At 60.4% G+C, this 15,329-nt stretch carries 12 protein-coding genes; all 12 read left to right on the top strand.

Features of this window, described 5'->3' with window-relative positions:
• Positions 1–26 precede the first annotated feature (26 nt).
• Positions 27–1,463 (top strand): MGH1-like glycoside hydrolase domain-containing protein, encoded by a 1,437-nt coding sequence (locus E0E20_RS07945; protein ID WP_130837693.1) that lies wholly within the window; start codon positions 27–29, stop codon positions 1,461–1,463.
• A gap of 18 nt (positions 1,464–1,481) precedes the next feature.
• Complete coding sequence (locus E0E20_RS07940) at positions 1,482–2,816, top strand: glycoside hydrolase family 28 protein (protein WP_130837662.1); 1,335 nt, start codon at positions 1,482–1,484, stop codon at positions 2,814–2,816.
• Positions 2,817–3,344: 528 nt separating this feature from the next.
• The gene (gene larB / locus E0E20_RS07935; protein ID WP_130837661.1) at positions 3,345–4,136 is read left to right on the top strand and encodes a nickel pincer cofactor biosynthesis protein LarB; all 792 of its coding nucleotides are present in this window, start codon (positions 3,345–3,347) and stop codon (positions 4,134–4,136) included.
• A gap of 158 nt (positions 4,137–4,294) precedes the next feature.
• Positions 4,295–5,554: a nickel pincer cofactor biosynthesis protein LarC gene (gene larC / locus E0E20_RS07930; protein ID WP_130837660.1), complete on the top strand. Its 1,260-nt coding sequence runs from the start codon at positions 4,295–4,297 to the stop codon at positions 5,552–5,554.
• A 102-nt stretch (positions 5,555–5,656) separates the two neighbouring features.
• Positions 5,657–7,384 (top strand): MBL fold metallo-hydrolase RNA specificity domain-containing protein, encoded by a 1,728-nt coding sequence (locus E0E20_RS07925; protein WP_130837659.1) that lies wholly within the window; start codon positions 5,657–5,659, stop codon positions 7,382–7,384.
• Positions 7,385–7,444: 60 nt separating this feature from the next.
• Positions 7,445–8,464 carry an FtsH protease activity modulator HflK gene (gene hflK, locus E0E20_RS07920; protein WP_130837658.1) on the top strand — a complete coding sequence of 340 codons (1,020 nt, stop codon included), beginning with the start codon at positions 7,445–7,447 and terminating at the stop codon, positions 8,462–8,464.
• Positions 8,465–8,506: 42 nt separating this feature from the next.
• Positions 8,507–9,400 carry a protease modulator HflC gene (gene hflC / locus E0E20_RS07915; protein ID WP_130837657.1) on the top strand — a complete coding sequence of 298 codons (894 nt, stop codon included), beginning with the start codon at positions 8,507–8,509 and terminating at the stop codon, positions 9,398–9,400.
• Positions 9,397–10,329 carry a thymidylate synthase gene (thyA, locus tag E0E20_RS07910; protein WP_130837656.1) on the top strand — a complete coding sequence of 311 codons (933 nt, stop codon included), beginning with the start codon at positions 9,397–9,399 and terminating at the stop codon, positions 10,327–10,329. Before hflC ends, thyA begins: the two co-directional genes overlap by 4 nt.
• 38 nt (positions 10,330–10,367) lie before the next feature.
• Positions 10,368–10,859 (top strand): dihydrofolate reductase, encoded by a 492-nt coding sequence (locus tag E0E20_RS07905; RefSeq protein WP_130837655.1) that lies wholly within the window; start codon positions 10,368–10,370, stop codon positions 10,857–10,859.
• Between the two features lie 4 nt (positions 10,860–10,863).
• Positions 10,864–12,561 carry a M3 family oligoendopeptidase gene (locus E0E20_RS07900; RefSeq protein WP_130837654.1) on the top strand — a complete coding sequence of 566 codons (1,698 nt, stop codon included), beginning with the start codon at positions 10,864–10,866 and terminating at the stop codon, positions 12,559–12,561.
• A 59-nt stretch (positions 12,562–12,620) separates the two neighbouring features.
• Positions 12,621–14,111, top strand: coding sequence for an NAD(P)/FAD-dependent oxidoreductase (locus E0E20_RS07895; RefSeq protein ID WP_130837653.1), 1,491 nt, complete (start codon positions 12,621–12,623; stop codon positions 14,109–14,111).
• The gene (locus E0E20_RS07890; protein ID WP_130837652.1) at positions 14,108–15,289 is read left to right on the top strand and encodes a peptidylprolyl isomerase; all 1,182 of its coding nucleotides are present in this window, start codon (positions 14,108–14,110) and stop codon (positions 15,287–15,289) included. Before E0E20_RS07895 ends, E0E20_RS07890 begins: the two co-directional genes overlap by 4 nt.
• Positions 15,290–15,329 lie beyond the last annotated feature (40 nt).

Here is a 15,329-nt window from a genome sequence, read left to right as displayed (position 1 = left end):
GTGAGCAGGCCCGGAAAGGAGCTGTGATGCTGCCGGAAACGGGAGTGTTTTTTTCAACGGACCATGCGCTTCTTGCAAAGCTCATGGCCTCGGCGGAGGAGAAATGCCTCCGGAATGTCAGGCGCTTCGGGGACCGGAATGTTCTGGTAGAGGGAGGCGGCTACGACAAGATCTGGCTCGAGACCCAGCCGATGGGCGGGGAGATGTATGCGAAGAGAGATCTGATCACGGGCTGGAACAACCAGAGGCTGTTTATGGATTATCAGAGAGCGGACGGGAGAATTCCGGGAAGCATCGCTCTCATAGACGGCGCGGTCACGCCGCAGTTCGATAAATTTCAGGGCTTCTGCTTTCCGGCGCCGGCACTGGACATGTATTTTCTGACGGGGAGGGACGGCGACTATCTTTTGCAGCTCTACGAGGTGCTGCGTCGTTTTGACGAGTATCTCTGGCGGGTGCGGGATTCGGACGGCGACGGCTGCCTTGAGTCATGGTGCCGCTATGATACCGGGGAGGATCATGCGAGACGCTACGGGGATGCCCCGGATCCGTGGGAGAAAGAGACGCCGCCGGAGGGCTGCGACACGGTTCCGATCGCCTCGATGGATATCATGAGCTTCTCTGTTTCCGCGCGGCAGACCATGGCGGAGATCGCGGATATTCTGGGCCGCGGGGAGACGGCGGAGCAACACCGGAAAGAGGCCGGGATTGTGACGGCCCGGATGCGGGAGTATCTTTGGGACGACAGACGGGGTGCGCTCTTTGACAGGGACCGGCATCACAGGGTCATGCCGGTTCTGCTGCACAATACGCTGCGCTGCATGTACTGGGGGAGCATATCTCGTGAGATGGCGGACCTCTTTGTGCGGGAGCATCTGCTGAATCCCCGGGAATTCTGGACAAAGCTGCCGCTTCCCTCGGTCGCGGCGAACGATCCGCTGTTTGTGAATGAACCGTCGAACGACTGGAGCGGTCAGGTGGAGGCTCTGACCTATCAGCGGGCGATCCGCGCGCTCGAAAATTACGGATATTTTTCGCTGCTTCCCCGCCTCGGGTGGAAGCTGCTTGAGGCGATTGGCGAGGCCTGCCGCTTTGTGCAGCAGTACGATCCGTTTACGATGGAGCCCTCGGGGGTGGCCCCGGACGGCGCGGCGGGGCAGGATGCCTACGGGCCGGCGATGCTCTCGGTGATGGAGTACGTCAGCCGGATGTTCGGCGTTCATATCTGCCGCGGCAGACTGATCTGGGGGAGCTGCCGGGGGATCGACGCGGAATATGAACAGAAATGGAACGGCCGCAGCTACCGGATGGAAAATCACGGAGAGAGAGCGGCTGCCTATATTGACGGCCGGCAGATTTTTGAATCCGGCAGAGGACTTCGGATTGAGACGGATCCGGAGGGAGAGATTACCGGCGTTTACGGCTGTGAGGAGGCGGCGGACTGCCGCGTCCGCGCCCATTAGGCCGGCGGAGAGGGAGACATGGTTTACAACATACTGGACTACGGCGCGGAGACGGACGGCGTGACGAGCAGCACGGCGGCGATTCAGGCGGCGATCGACGACTGCGGTAGGACGGGGGGGAGAGTTCTCATCCCTGCGGGGCGGTTCTGCTCCGGCACGCTGATGCTGCGCTCGAATATAGACTTGCATCTGGAAAACGGGGCCACGCTGATTTCGTCCTCGGACCCGGCGGAGCTGACGGATTTTTCGAGGGATTTCGAGGACGACAACGCGGATACCGGCTGGGAGGGGGGCTGCTTTCTTCTGGCCAGACATGAGACAAACATCACGATCTCGGGAACCGGGACGATTGACGGACAGGGACGGCGGAGCTTTTATGACGATGATTCGGACGGAGGCTTTCACGAGTGTCCCCTGAATGTGCGGGGCTTCCGCCCGCGGATGAGCTTTCTGGAGGATGTGAAAAATCTTACGGTCCGGGACGTCACCTTTTACGATGCGGCGTTCTGGACGCTGCATATGGCGGGCTGCCGGGACGTTCTCATTGAAAATGTGCGGATTTTGAATAATGAAAGAGGGCCGAACAACGACGGGATCGACCCGGACTGCTGCAAAAATGTGATGATCCGTGGCTGTGTGATCCGCGGCGGCGATGATGCCGTCGTCATCAAGACCACGGCGCCCATGACAAAAAAATACGGCGCCTCGGAGAACATCGTCATATCGGGCTGCATCATGAAATCACGCTCCTGCGCACTCAAGATCGGGACGGAGACGTGGGGGGACATTCATGGCGTCATTCTCTCCGACTGCGTTCTGGAGGACTGCACGAGAGGCTTCGGGATCTGGTCGCGCGACGGGGGGCGGATCTATGACATCAGCATCCATCACGTCGTGGGAAATACCCGGCGCTATGCGGACTGCGTGACCCGGCATACCGGCGTGCATTACTGGTGGGGGAAAGGGGATCCGGTCTTTATCTCCGCGACCCCGCGAAGCGGCGTGGACCGGGTTCCGGGCAGAATTTCCGATATCTACATGGATCATCTGCGCATGGAGTGCGAGGGCGCGATTGTGATCGCAGGCGAGAGCGGTTCGCCGGTGGAAAACGTCTCCATCAGCGATTCCTCCTTTCTCTGGAAAAAAAGAAGCGCGCATGTCCCGGACTGCCTTGATGAGCGTCCGTCGGCGCGCGGCTGCTATGCGTATGATGTTCCCTGCGTCTATATCCGCGAGGGGAGAAACGTGGCGCTGGACGCGCGGCTTGCCGTCGATCCGTCCCTGCGGGAGTATGTGCGGGAGGAGATCGTCCGGGAGGAGGCTGCGGACGGGATTCCCGCGGCTATTTCATAAACTGATCGATTGATTCCGGCGGCCCTCCCCGGCGGTATGGCTGAGGGAGGGCTTTTTGCTGTCATTGTTCATGGCGGTTCTCCAGATGAAGCAATCCCGAATAAAGCAATTCAAAAAAGGAGCGGCTCAGCGCAGCAGCCGGTGCTCCTTTGTCATTTGAAGTTCCCGGTCCGCGAGACGCGCGGCGGTCTCGTGGTGATGCGTGGCGATGAGGATGAGGCGCTCCGGCGCTTTCAGCGTCTCCAGAAACGAGAGGATCCAGCGCTGCCCGCCGCGTCGCTGCCGACGAAAGGCAGGACAAACGCCATATTGAAGCAGTTCGCGCCGAACGCGAGGATGCCGCCGACGCCCATATCGGGGATTACCGTTTTTGCGGTCTTTGCGCGAGGCAGTGGAAATATGGCCTTTGCGGGAGGAAACGGAGGCGCCCGTCGGGTGCAAAGTGAACGGCTGTTTGGTATAATAATTTCCGTGCCGGAATATCCTGCCGCAGCGTCTGCGGCGGAATTTCCCGGCGGAAAGGCAGATATGACGGAACGGGAATTGGAGAGACTTCTTGCCGGTGTGGCGGAGGGACGTATTTCCGCTGCGGAAGCGACCCGGCAGATCCGGCTTGCGCCCTTTGAGGATCTGGGCTTTGCCAAGCTGGATCATCACCGCGGGATCCGGCAGGGGGCGGCGGAGGTGATCTACGGCGCGGGCAAAACGCCGGAGCAGATTGCGGCTATCGCGGCGCGGCTCCGGGCGCACGAGGACGGCCCGGTGCTGATCACCCGGATGGACGCGTCCAAGGCGGAGCGCCTGCGCGGCATCTGGGAAACGGAAGCGCCGGAGCTCGCCGGAGCGCTTCATTATCATGAGACGGCCGGCATTGGCATCGTTGGGGATATGCCGTCGCCCGACGGCCGGGGCTATATTGTTATCGCAACCGGCGGCACCAGCGATATGCCGGTGGCGGAGGAGGCGGCTCTCACGGCGGAGTTTCTGGGAAACGAGACGCACCGGCTCTACGATGTCGGCGTCGCGGGCCTGCAGCGCCTCCTTGCTCATACGGAGGAGATCATGCAGGCGTCCGCCATCGTGGCGATTGCCGGGATGGAGGGGGCGCTTGCGAGCGTGATCGGAGGACTTGCCGACTGTCCGGTTCTCGCGGTTCCGACAAGCGTCGGCTACGGCGCTTCATTCGGCGGCATTGCCGCGCTTCTGTCCATGCTGAACTCCTGCGCGAGCGGCGTCAGCGTGGTGAATATCGACAACGGCTTCGGCGCGGCGTATCAGGCGAGCATGATCAATCATCTTAAGGACGGAGGGACGGCATGAACCGCAGAGCAGCCCGACAGCCTGCGCGCCGGCGCAGAGATTTTTCACACGGCTATTTGTGCTGAAGCCCAAATAGCCTCTGATCGCAGCCGCAAAACCGCTTGCGCGGATTTTGTGGCGTATGCCTCGCAAAAAACGCTTCGGCATAGGGATTAAATATGAAAACACTGTATCTGGAATGCAACATGGGGGCCGCGGGCGATATGCTCATGGCGGCGCTCTATGAGCTGCTGAATGAGGAGCAGAGAGCGCAGTTTCTCTCCGTGATGAATGAAATCGCGCCCGGAGATATTGCGGTCAGCGCGGAGCCGTCCGTCAAGTGCGGACTGAACGGCACGCATATGCGGGTGACGGTGCTCGGCGGGGAAGAGACGGGCGGAGATGCGCCGGCCCCTGCCTGCGAGGCGGCCGGGGAGAGCGCCTGCGGCAGCGTGCACGCTCATGACCATGGGCATCATCATTACAGCGCGGAGGAACTGATGGAGCGCATCGGCGCCATGGAGGTTCCGGAGAATGCAAAGCGGCGGGCCCGGCAGGTCTACGACCGCATCGCACAGGCGGAGAGCGAGGTGCACGGCATCCCGGTGCAGGAGATTCATTTTCATGAGGTCGGCTCGCTGGATGCGGTCGCGGATGTCGTCGGTGCGTGCCTCGCGCTGGAGCTGCTCGCCCCGGATCGGGTGATCTGCTCCCCGGTGCACGTCGGCTTTGGGGAGGTGCGCTGCGCGCACGGCGTGCTTCCGGTTCCGGCCCCGGCCACGGCGAGGATTCTGCGCGGGGTGCCGGTCTACGGAGGTAAAATTCGCGGCGAGCTCTGCACGCCCACCGGCGCGGCGCTGCTTCGCAGCTTCGCCGGGAGCTTCGGCGCGATGCCGGTGATGGCGGTATCGCAGATCGGCTGCGGCATGGGAAGCAAGGACTTTGAGGCGGCGAACTGTGTCCGCGCATTTTTGGGACAGGAGGTCTCCTGCAGCGAAAATGCGGGAACGCCGGCGGGCGGAGACGAAATCTCGGAGCTCGCCTGCAATATCGACGATATGACCGGCGAGGAGCTGGGTTTTGTCATGGAGCGCCTGTTTGACGCCGGCGCGCTGGACGTCTGCACGACGAATATCGGAATGAAGAAAAACCGCCCGGGCATTCTGCTCACCTGCATGTGCAGGACGGAGGACAGGGAGCGGATGGTCCGGGAGATATTCCGGCAGACGACGACGCTGGGAATACGGGAGTACCGCTGCGAACGCTGGCGGCTTGACCGGTCGGAGTATGTGCGGGAGAGCGAAGCCGGACCGGTGCGGATCAAGCGCGCCGAGGGGTACGGCGCCTGCCGCGAAAAGGCGGAGTATGAAGATCTCGCGACGATTGCACGCCGGGAGGGAATTTCTCTCCGGGAGGCGAGACGCCTCGCCGGGGAATGACGTCTTTTTCTCTCGGGGAGGGGATTTTTCTCCGGGAATGGCGTCTTTCCGGGGGACATATGGGGATCAGCGGCCGCGCGCGGCGCGACGGGAAAGGAAACCATGAGACTTACGTTTATCGGTGCGGATCATGAGGTGACCGGGAGCTGTCATTATCTTCAGGTCGGGGCAGTGAACATTCTCGTGGACTGCGGCATGGAGCAGGGGAGGAATGTATTTGAAAACGTGCCTCTCCCTGTGGAGCCGTCGAAGATTCAGTATGTATTTCTCACGCACGCGCACATTGACCACAGCGGAATGCTGCCGAAGCTGTATCATGACGGCTTCCGGGGGCAGGTCGTGACGACGGAGGCGACGGCGGAGCTCTGTGATATCATGCTCCGTGATTCGGCGCATATCCAGAATGCCGAGACGGAGTGGAAGAACAAGAAGCTCGCCCGCCGCGGCAGCACAGAGCGGGCCGAGCCCCTTTACACGATGGAGGATACGCTCGCCCTCCTGCGCCAGCTTAAGCCCTGCCGCTACGGCAAGCGCTACCAGCTCTGCAACGGGGTGGAATTCCGCTTCACGGATATCGGGCATCTTCTCGGCTCCGCGAGTCTCGAGCTCTGGCTCACGGAGAACCGGAACGGGGTGGCGGCGGGCAATCCGGGCGGCGCGCCGGAGGGAACGGTCACGAAGAAAATCGTGTTTTCCGGGGACATCGGCAACAAGAATCAGCCTCTTCTGAAGGACCCTAGCTTCACCGCCTCCGCCGACTATGTTGTGATGGAATCGACCTACGGGGACCGCTTTCACGAGCCGCCGCAGGGCAATTATGAAGAGGAGCTGGCCGGGATCATCAAGGCGACGCTGCTCCGGGGCGGCAATGTGATCATTCCGAGCTTTGCCATCGGCAGAGCGCAGGAAATGCTGTATTTCATACGAAAGATAAAGCAAAACGGTCTGATTCCCGAGCTGCCGGATTTCCCGGTATATCTGGACAGCCCTCTGGCGGTGGAGGCGACGGAAATCTTCAGGGAGAACGGCATGGCCTGCTACGATGAGGAGGCCATGGAATATGTCCGCAGAGGAATCAATCCGCTGCTGTTCCCGAATCTCCATATGACGATCTCCTCGGATGAATCGAAGCAGATTAACGCCGATACGGAGCCGAAAGTCATCATTTCCGCATCGGGCATGTGCGATGCGGGGCGCATCAAGCACCATCTCAAATATAATCTCTGGCGGCCGGAGTGCACGATGCTCTTCGTCGGTTATCAGTCGGTCGGAACGCCCGGCCGCAGCATTGTGGACGGAGCCGCATCCATTCACATTTTCGGCGAGGAGGTGCAGGTGCGGGCGGAGATCCGCAAGCTGACGGGGCTGTCGGGGCATGCCGACAAGGCGGGGCTTCTTGAGTGGATCGGGGGCTTTGCGGAGCAGAGGCCCCGGAAAGTCTTCGTCGTGCACGGGGATGCGGAGAGCGCGGACGCCTTTGCGCGCTGCCTTGAGGAGGAGCACGGCTTCGACGCGTTTGCTCCGTACAGCGGCACGGTGTTCAATCTGGCAGCGGGGCAGTTTGAACGGGTGACGGAGGGAATTCCGGCGGCCTCCGGAGAGGGAGAAACCCCATCCCTCACCGGCGTGCCGTCTCCGGGCCGCGGGCGCTCCGCGGCGCATTCCGACGCGTATCTGCGGCTCAAGGCGGCGGAGCAGCGTCTGTCGGAGGTCGTATCCCGGAGCGGAGGGCTGCCGAACAGAGAGCTCGACTGCCTTGCCGGCGAGCTCGAGAGGCTCGCGGAGCAGTATCAGACGGAGCGGGAACAGAAGCAGGAAAAGCGGCGGTAAGCATCCGCCGCGGCAACGGAAAGGAAGCCCTGCCGCATTTTGCGGCGATAAGGAGAGAGGATGAAGAAGAACAGCGATTTTGACGCGGTGAAGGACAGCTTTGAGCGGGCGAAAGAACAGTTTCGGAAGCAGGAGGCGAAAAAGGGCGGCGGAGACGGAAAAAAAGCGGGCGGCATTGTGCTCGCGGTTCTCCTCGCGCTGTTTGTCCTTGTGACCGGCCTCGGCGCCTTTTATAACGTTTCCGAGCAGGAAAATGCGGTGGTTACGATGTTCGGAAAGGTGATCCGGACAGATACGGCGGGACTTCATTTCAAGATCCCGTATCTGCAGCGGGTTCACATGGTGGATATGACGACCCACGGCATCGGGATCGGCTACGAGGTAACGGACGGCGGCCAGAATATCGCCAACGAAGAGGACGGCGTCATGATCACCTCGGATTTCAACTTTGTCGATATCGACTTTTATCTCGAGTACAAGGTGTCGGATCCTGTGGCGTACATTTACAATTCCGCGCGGCCGGAGGAGATCATGCGGAACCTCGCTCTGGCCAGCATCCGCAACACCGTCAGCGATTATCCGGTCGACGATGTTATGACGACCGGAAAGGCGCAGATTCAGGCGGAGGTCAAGGAGCGCCTGATGGCGGAGATGGAGACGCACAGCGTGGGCCTGTCGATCGTCAATATTCAGGTGCAGGACGCGGAGCCTCCGACCGCGGAGATCGTGTCGGCCTTTAAGGCGGTGGAGACCGCCAAGCAGGGCAAGGAAACCGCGATCAACAACGCCAACAAGTACCGCAATGAGCAGATTCCCGCCGCCGAGGCCGAAGCAGACCGCATCACGCAGGAAGCGGAGGCCGAGCGGGCGTCCCGCATTGCCGAGGCTGAGGGTCAGGTCGAGCGCTTCGGAGAGATGTACAGGCAGTACGCCAGATATCCGCTCATCACGAAGCAGAGGCTTTTTTATGAGACGATGGAGGATGTGCTGCCGGAGCTCAAGCTGATCATCACAGACGGGAACACACAGACGATGCTGCCGCTGGAGTCGTTTGCCGGCGGCGCGGCTGCGGAGGATTAGTGTGAAAAATCACGCTGATGCCGCTTCGGCATGGAGGAATAAATGAAGAAAAAATGGCTTGTGATTCTGCCGCTTCTTGCGGCGGCGGTCGTGGTCGCGGTGAGCTCCTGCTATACCGTGACGCAGAAGCAGTATGTGGCGGTGCGCCAGTTCGGGCGGATCGTGCGGGTCGAGACGACGCCGGGGCTTAAGATCAAGCTCCCCTTTGTCCAGTCCACGCAGGCGATCTCGGCGGCGGTTCATCTGTACGATATTCCGGAATCGGACGTCATCACCAAGGATAAAAAATCCATGATCGCCGACGATTACGTTCTCTGGCGGGTCTCGGATCCGGTTCGCTACGTGCAGACCCTGAACGCGCTGGACGCCCGGGCGCAGGAGCGCATCGAGGCGGCAGTGTACAATGCGACGAAGGAGGTGATCTCCTCCATGACGCAGGACGAGGTCATCGAGGCCCGCGGAGAGAGAATGACGAGCCTCATCACGAAGGACGCCAATGACAATATGTCGGAATACGGAATCGAGATCACGCAGGCCGCCATCAAGGCGCTGGATCTGCCGGACGACAACAAGGAGGCGGTCTACGAGAGAATGATTTCCGAGCGGCAGAACATCGCGGCCTCCTATGAGGCGGAGGGCGAGTCCGAGGCGCAGAAGATCCGCAACCAGACCGACCGGGAGGTGGCCGTCATGAAAGCGGAGGCGACGAAGCAGGCGGACATCACGGTGGCTGAGGGCGAGGCGGAATACATGAATATTCTCGCCGACGCCTACAATGACGCGGACAAGGCGGAGTTCTACAATTTTGTCCGTTCTCTGGACGCGCTCAAAGCCTCGCTCGCCGGGGGAAACAAGACGATACTGCTCGATAAGGATTCGGATATCGCGCAGATGTTCTACGGAATCGGCGGGGAGAAAGGAAAGACGCAGCCATGAGCAGAGCGGATGATATTTTTATTCGTATGTGCCGGGATATACTGGATAACGGAACCAGCACGGAGGGGGAAAAGGTGCGCCCCCGCTGGGAGGACGGCACGCCGGCTTACACAATTAAGAAATTCGGGGTGGTGAACCGCTACGATCTGTCGGAAGAGTTTCCGCTCCTTACGCTGCGGCGCACGGCGCTGAAAAGCGCGGTTGACGAGGTGCTGTGGATATGGCAGCTCAAATCGAGCAGCATCCGTGATCTGCACAGCCATATCTGGGATTCGTGGGCCGATGCGGACGGCTCCATCGGCAAGGCCTACGGCTACCAGCTCGGCGTGAAGCACGGCTATGCCGACGTGACGGAGGAGGGGCTGGATGCCATGGAGCCCGCGGTGGGAACGCTTGCGGGGCATGCGGTGCGGGACGAGGCGTCCGGGCTCTGGTACATGGATCAGGTGGACCGGGTGATCTATGATCTCATCAATCATCCGTTCAGCCGCCGTATCATGACGAATATTTACACCTTTGCGGATCTCCATGAAATGAACCTCTATCCCTGCGCGTACAGCATGACGTTCAATGTCACGCAGAGAAAGGGGCGGGACGGGCTCACGCTGAATGCGGTGCTGAATCAGCGCTCGCAGGATGTGCTCGCCGCGAACAACTGGAATGTCGCGCAGTACGCAGCGCTCCTGTCCATGCTGGCGCAGGTCTGCGGCATGGAGGCGGGGGAGCTGGTGCACGTCATCGCCGACGCGCATATCTATGACCGGCATGTGGGCATCATCGAGGAGCTTATTGCAAGGAAACCGTTTCCTGCGCCGGCGTTCTGCCTGAACCCGGAGGTGAAGAGCTTCTATGATTTCACCAGAGAGGATATCCGCGCGGAGCATTACGAGACCGGCGAGCAGATAAGGAATATACCGATTGCAGTGTGATGCGCGGGAGAGCTCCGCGCTTTCGGAGGGATAAAGCGATGAATATGATTGTAGCGGCCGACGCCAACTGGGGAATCGGCAGCAAAGGAGCCCTGCTGATGAGCATCCCGGCGGATCTCAAGATGTTCCGGCAGGAGACGCTCGGCAAGGTGATCGTCTACGGACGGAAGACGCTGGAAACCTTTCCCATGCGGCAGCCGCTTGACCGCAGGGAAAATATCATTCTGTCGTCCAGACCGGATTACCGGGTAAAGGGCGCATCGGTTGTGCACAGCGTGGAGGAGCTGCTGGATGTGCTGAAAGCCTATGACAGCAAGGATGTCTACATCATCGGCGGAGCGAGCGTCTACCGGGAGCTTCTTCCCTATGCCGACACCTGTCATGTGACGCGGATTGATCAGGCGTTTGAGGCGGACTGTTATTTCCCCGATCTTGACGCGGATCCCGAGTGGGAGGTCACCGGGAGGAGCGACGAGATGAGTTATTTTGATACGACCTATCACTTCGTGAGATATGAAAGGAAAAAATGAATTTATGAAATTCAGTGAGATGCCCTACAAGAGGGTTGATTTTGAAGCGGTGAAAGCGGATTTCACCGCGCTGACAGCGCGCCTTGAGAGCGCCGGCTCGGGGGAGGAGGCGTTCGCGGCGCATCAGGAGTTCTACCGTCTGACGGATCGCATTGCCACGCAGATGACCATCGCGGAGATCCGGCATGACATTGATATGAAGGATGAATTTTATGCGAAAGAGCAGGATTATTACGATGAGAACGTCCCGGTGTTCCGAAATCTGATCGTCGCCTATCAGCGGAGCCTGTACCGGTCGGCTCACCGCGCGTTCCTTGAGGAGAAGATCGGCCCGGTCGCGTTCCGGAATATTGAGCTTGCGATGAAGTCGGTGGACCCGAAGCTCGTTCCGCTCATGCAGGAGGAGAATGCGCTGACGACGCGCTACGGCAAGCTCCTCGCCACGGCAAAAATCGACTGGCACGGCGAGACGCTGAACCTCTCTCTGATGAACCCGTATCTCACCCACAGGGACCGAAGCGTCCGAAAGGAGGCGTGGCAGAAGTACACGGCGTTCTTCGAGGCGAATGCGGAGGAGCTGGATGAAATTTATGACAGACTGGTCCGCAACCGCACGGAGCAGGCGGGGAAGATGGGCTATGACAATTATCTCGCCCTCGGCTATGCCCGGATGAACCGGAACTGTTGGATCCGCGAGGACGCGCAGCGCTTCCGCGAGCAGGTGAAGCGCGACCTTGTGCCCTATGCGGAGAAGCTCCATGAGAGGAGAGCCGCCCGCATCGGGATCCCGTGGAATGAGCTCCGCTATTTCGACGAGAACGTATATTTTGCGGAGGGAAACCCCGCGCCGACCGGCACGCCGGAGGAGATTCTGGCAGCCGGGCGCAGGATGTACGGCGAGCTCTCGCCCGAGACGAAGCGCTTCATGGACTTTATGTGCGAGAATGAGCTGTTCGATGTACTGGGACGCAAGACCAAAAAGACCGGCGGCTACATGACCTATCTGCCGGATTATAAAAGTCCGTTTATTTTTGCCAATTTCAACGGAACCAGCGGCGATGCGGATGTGATCACGCACGAATGCGGCCACGCGTTTCAGGGCTGGATCTCCGCGGAGGATCCGATCCGCGAGCATGCGGACGTTACGATGGAGACGGCGGAAACACATTCCATGTCGATGGAATTTTTCACCGATCCGTGGATGGAGCTGCTCTTCGGAGCGCGCGCGGAGGATTACCGCGCGATGCACTTCGAGGACGCCATCACGTTCATTCCCTATGGGACAATGGTCGACGAGTTTCAGGATATCTGTTACGCGAATCCCGGCCTGTCTCCGAAAGAACGGGGCGGCGTGTGGAGCGAGCTGGAGCGTCAGTACAAGCCGCATCTGAATTACGAGGGCAACGCGTACCTCTCCGGAGGACGCTTCTGGCAGAAGCAGGCGCATATCTATGAGAGCCCGCTGTATTATCTCGATTACTGCATCGCGGGAACGAACGCGCTGCAATACAAGGCGTGGATGAACCGCGATTACAGGGCGGCGTGGGAGAGCTATCTGAAGCTCTGCCGCCTGTCGGCCTCGGACTTCTTTACAGGCCTCCTCCCGCAGGCGGGCCTCGACAACCCGTTTGAGGACGGAACGCTCCGGAGAATCGTGGAAAATCTCGAAAAGGACGGCGCCCTGGAGAAAACCGGACGCTGAGCCTGTCCTCCGCCGCGTGAAAGAAACCGGAGCATCCTGCGGGAAAGGAAAATTTCTGCATGAATCATCAGCATGATACATCACAAAACACATCAAAGGAGACATTACACAGCGTGTCTTATGACGTGATCATCATCGGAGCAGGTCCGGGAGGCGCCTTTGCGGCGTATGAGCTCAAGGAGAAAGCGCCCTCCCTGCGGGTGCTTATTCTGGAAAAGGGACGCTCCATCGAGAAGCGGGCCTGTCCGAAGCGCACGAACGGAGGAAAGTGCGTGGGCTGCCGGCCCTGCTCCATTACGACGGGCTTTTCCGGTGCGGGCGCGTTCTCGGACGGCAAGCTGTCCCTGTCGCCGGATGTCGGCGGCACGCTGTCGGATATTCTTGGCTATGACGAGGCGGCGGCGCTGATCCGGGAGTCGGATGATATATATCTGAAATTCGGCGCAGACCGGAAGATCTGGGGCGTGGACAAGGAAAAGGAGATCCGTGAGATCCGGGCGAAAGCGATCACGGCGAATCTCAAGCTTGTGGAGTGCCCGATCCGGCACCTCGGGACGGAGAAAGGGTATGAGATCTACGCGGCCCTGCAGCGGCATCTGCTTGATGCGGGCGTCGACATTCTGTTCAACACCGCGGTGGAGGACATTCTCATCGAAACGTCCGGGGCGGAGGACGGAACGGTGCGGGAGCATGTGACCGGCGTCGCAGCGGCGGACGGCGCGCGCTACTATGCGCCGCGGGTTATCGCCGCCGTTGGGCGCGAGGGAGCGGACTGGCTGAACGGGCAATGCGAGAAGTTCGGCATCGAGTCCGTGCCGGGGACTGTGGACATCGGCGTCCGCGTGGAGGTCCGGGACGAGGTCATGCAGTTCCTCAACGACAATCTGTACGAGGCGAAGCTCATCTACCATACGCCGACATTTGACGACAAGGTGCGCACGTTTTGCACGAATCCGCACGGCGAGGTGGCGACGGAATACTACGACGGCAATCTGGCGGTGGTCAACGGCCACGCCTATGCCGGCGGCGAGTACGCCACGCACAACACGAATTTTGCGCTTCTTGTGTCCAAGAATTTCACGAAGCCGTTCCGGACGCCCATCGAGTACGGGCGGAAGATCGCGGAGCTCAGCAACATGCTCTGCGGCAACCGGATCATCGTGCAGACGTTCGGCGACTTTCGGAGGGGACGCCGCTCGACGGAGGAGCGGATGTGCCGCAACAATCTGATTCCGACGCTTAAGGACGCGGTTCCGGGCGACCTGTCGCTGGTGTTTCCTCATCGTATTATGGTCGATCTCGAGGAGATGATCTATGCGCTCGACAAGGTGACGCCCGGCATTGCGTCGGATGAGACGCTCCTCTACGGCGTGGAGGTCAAGTTTTATTCCAACCGGCTGGTGGTGAACCGCGAGTTCGAGACCAGCGTGCCGGGACTCTATGCCATCGGGGACGGCGCCGGCATCACGCGCGGTCTTCAGCAGGCGTCCGCCAACGGCCTCTGCGCCGCGCGGGCGATTCTTGCCAAAAAGGAGGGAGCATCCGCTTGATACGCCGTCTGTTGTGGAAAAGTCGGAAAGTGAGAGTCTGCGGCCGAAAAGGGCCGCAGCGGGAGGAGCGCTGCGGGCAGGCAGGGAGGACTTCTTTTGCCGCGGTTGTTTCCGCGCTCTGTTTTGCGATCTTCCTTTCGGGCTGCTCTTTTACGAGAGCGGATGCGCCGCGGCTTGTGATTTATTCGGGGAGAGAGGAGCAGGAGCTCTTCCGCCTCACAAATAATGCGGATCACAGCACCATTCTCTGCACTGTGCCGGAGGCGCAGATTTATTATGACGACCTGGCGTATGAATACCGCCGTCTTCTGGGAGACGGGCTCTGGAATGGCGGGGAACACAAGACGCTCTGCGGCCGCATGGAGAACGTCATGCTGGCCCGCCTCTCCCGGGTCAAGGCGCTGAACCTGATGGCCGCCGGGCGGGGCATTGCGCTGGAGGAGACGGACAGAGAGGATGCGGCGGAGGCTGCCGCGGAGTATTATGCCTCGCTCTCCGGGGAAGAGAGGGAGCGCACGGGCATTACGGAGGAGACGCTCGCCGCGATGTACGGGGAGTATGCGCTGGCGCTCCGCTGCTATGAGTATGTGACGGCTTCGATCCGGACGGAGATCAGCGACGACGAGGCGCGCATCGTCCGCGTGAGGAGCATCCTGTTCCGGGCAGGGGACGGGAGCGGAGATTCGCCGGACGGGACGGCGCGGGCGCGGGCCCTTGCAGCCGCGCAGAGCGTTCTTAGGGAGATTCGGGCAGGAGGCGATTTTGACAGTCTTCTTTTGCAGTACAATGAGGACAGCCGCAGCGAATACAGCCTCAGCCGCAGCGGGGAGGAAACGTCGGACGCGCTGACGGAGACGGCCTTTTCGCTCGATAACGGAGAGATCAGCGATGTGATCGAGACGGAGGAGGGCTACCGCATCGTCCGCTGTATCAGTAATTTTGACCGCGCAGAGACGGAGAACAACAAGGCGAGGCTCCTCGAGAGCCGCCGGGCGGCGGCATTCGGCGAGCAGTACGACCAGTTTGCCGAGCAGGTGGAGAGCGATATGAACCGGAGCGCCATGGAGGAGATTCATCCGCCGGACGGCGCGGTGCCGGAGCGAGAGAGCTTTTTTGAATGCTTTGACCGCATATTCGGCGAGGACAGTACAGAATTTGTTAGCACTCATTCGCAATGAGTGCTAATTTTTTGTTGACGAATGCGCCCGGGGTGGCTAC

The sequence above is a fragment of the Lachnoclostridium sp. Marseille-P6806 genome (assembly GCF_900625025.1).
Taxonomy (GTDB): domain Bacteria; phylum Bacillota; class Clostridia; order Lachnospirales; family Lachnospiraceae; genus CAG-791.
The sequence above is the reverse complement of the archived record's forward strand: the minus strand, read 5'-3'. Positions and strand labels throughout refer to the sequence as shown.

What these genes read in the sequence shown, in the direction of transcription:
- E0E20_RS07900 (WP_130837654.1), top strand. Translation starts at nt 10,864, where the DNA reads ATGAAATTCAGTGAGATGCCCTACAAGAGGGTTGATTTTGAAGCGGTG.
- hflC (WP_130837657.1), top strand. Translation starts at nt 8,507, where the DNA reads ATGAAGAAAAAATGGCTTGTGATTCTGCCGCTTCTTGCGGCGGCGGTC.
- E0E20_RS07940 (WP_130837662.1), top strand. Translation starts at nt 1,482, where the DNA reads ATGGTTTACAACATACTGGACTACGGCGCGGAGACGGACGGCGTGACG.
- E0E20_RS07895 (WP_130837653.1), top strand. Translation starts at nt 12,621, where the DNA reads ATGAATCATCAGCATGATACATCACAAAACACATCAAAGGAGACATTA.
- larC (WP_130837660.1), top strand. Translation starts at nt 4,295, where the DNA reads ATGAAAACACTGTATCTGGAATGCAACATGGGGGCCGCGGGCGATATG.
- E0E20_RS07925 (WP_130837659.1), top strand. Translation starts at nt 5,657, where the DNA reads ATGAGACTTACGTTTATCGGTGCGGATCATGAGGTGACCGGGAGCTGT.
- hflK (WP_130837658.1), top strand. Translation starts at nt 7,445, where the DNA reads ATGAAGAAGAACAGCGATTTTGACGCGGTGAAGGACAGCTTTGAGCGG.
- thyA (WP_130837656.1), top strand. Translation starts at nt 9,397, where the DNA reads ATGAGCAGAGCGGATGATATTTTTATTCGTATGTGCCGGGATATACTG.
- E0E20_RS07905 (WP_130837655.1), top strand. Translation starts at nt 10,368, where the DNA reads ATGAATATGATTGTAGCGGCCGACGCCAACTGGGGAATCGGCAGCAAA.
- larB (WP_130837661.1), top strand. Translation starts at nt 3,345, where the DNA reads ATGACGGAACGGGAATTGGAGAGACTTCTTGCCGGTGTGGCGGAGGGA.
- E0E20_RS07945 (WP_130837693.1), top strand. Translation starts at nt 27, where the DNA reads ATGCTGCCGGAAACGGGAGTGTTTTTTTCAACGGACCATGCGCTTCTT.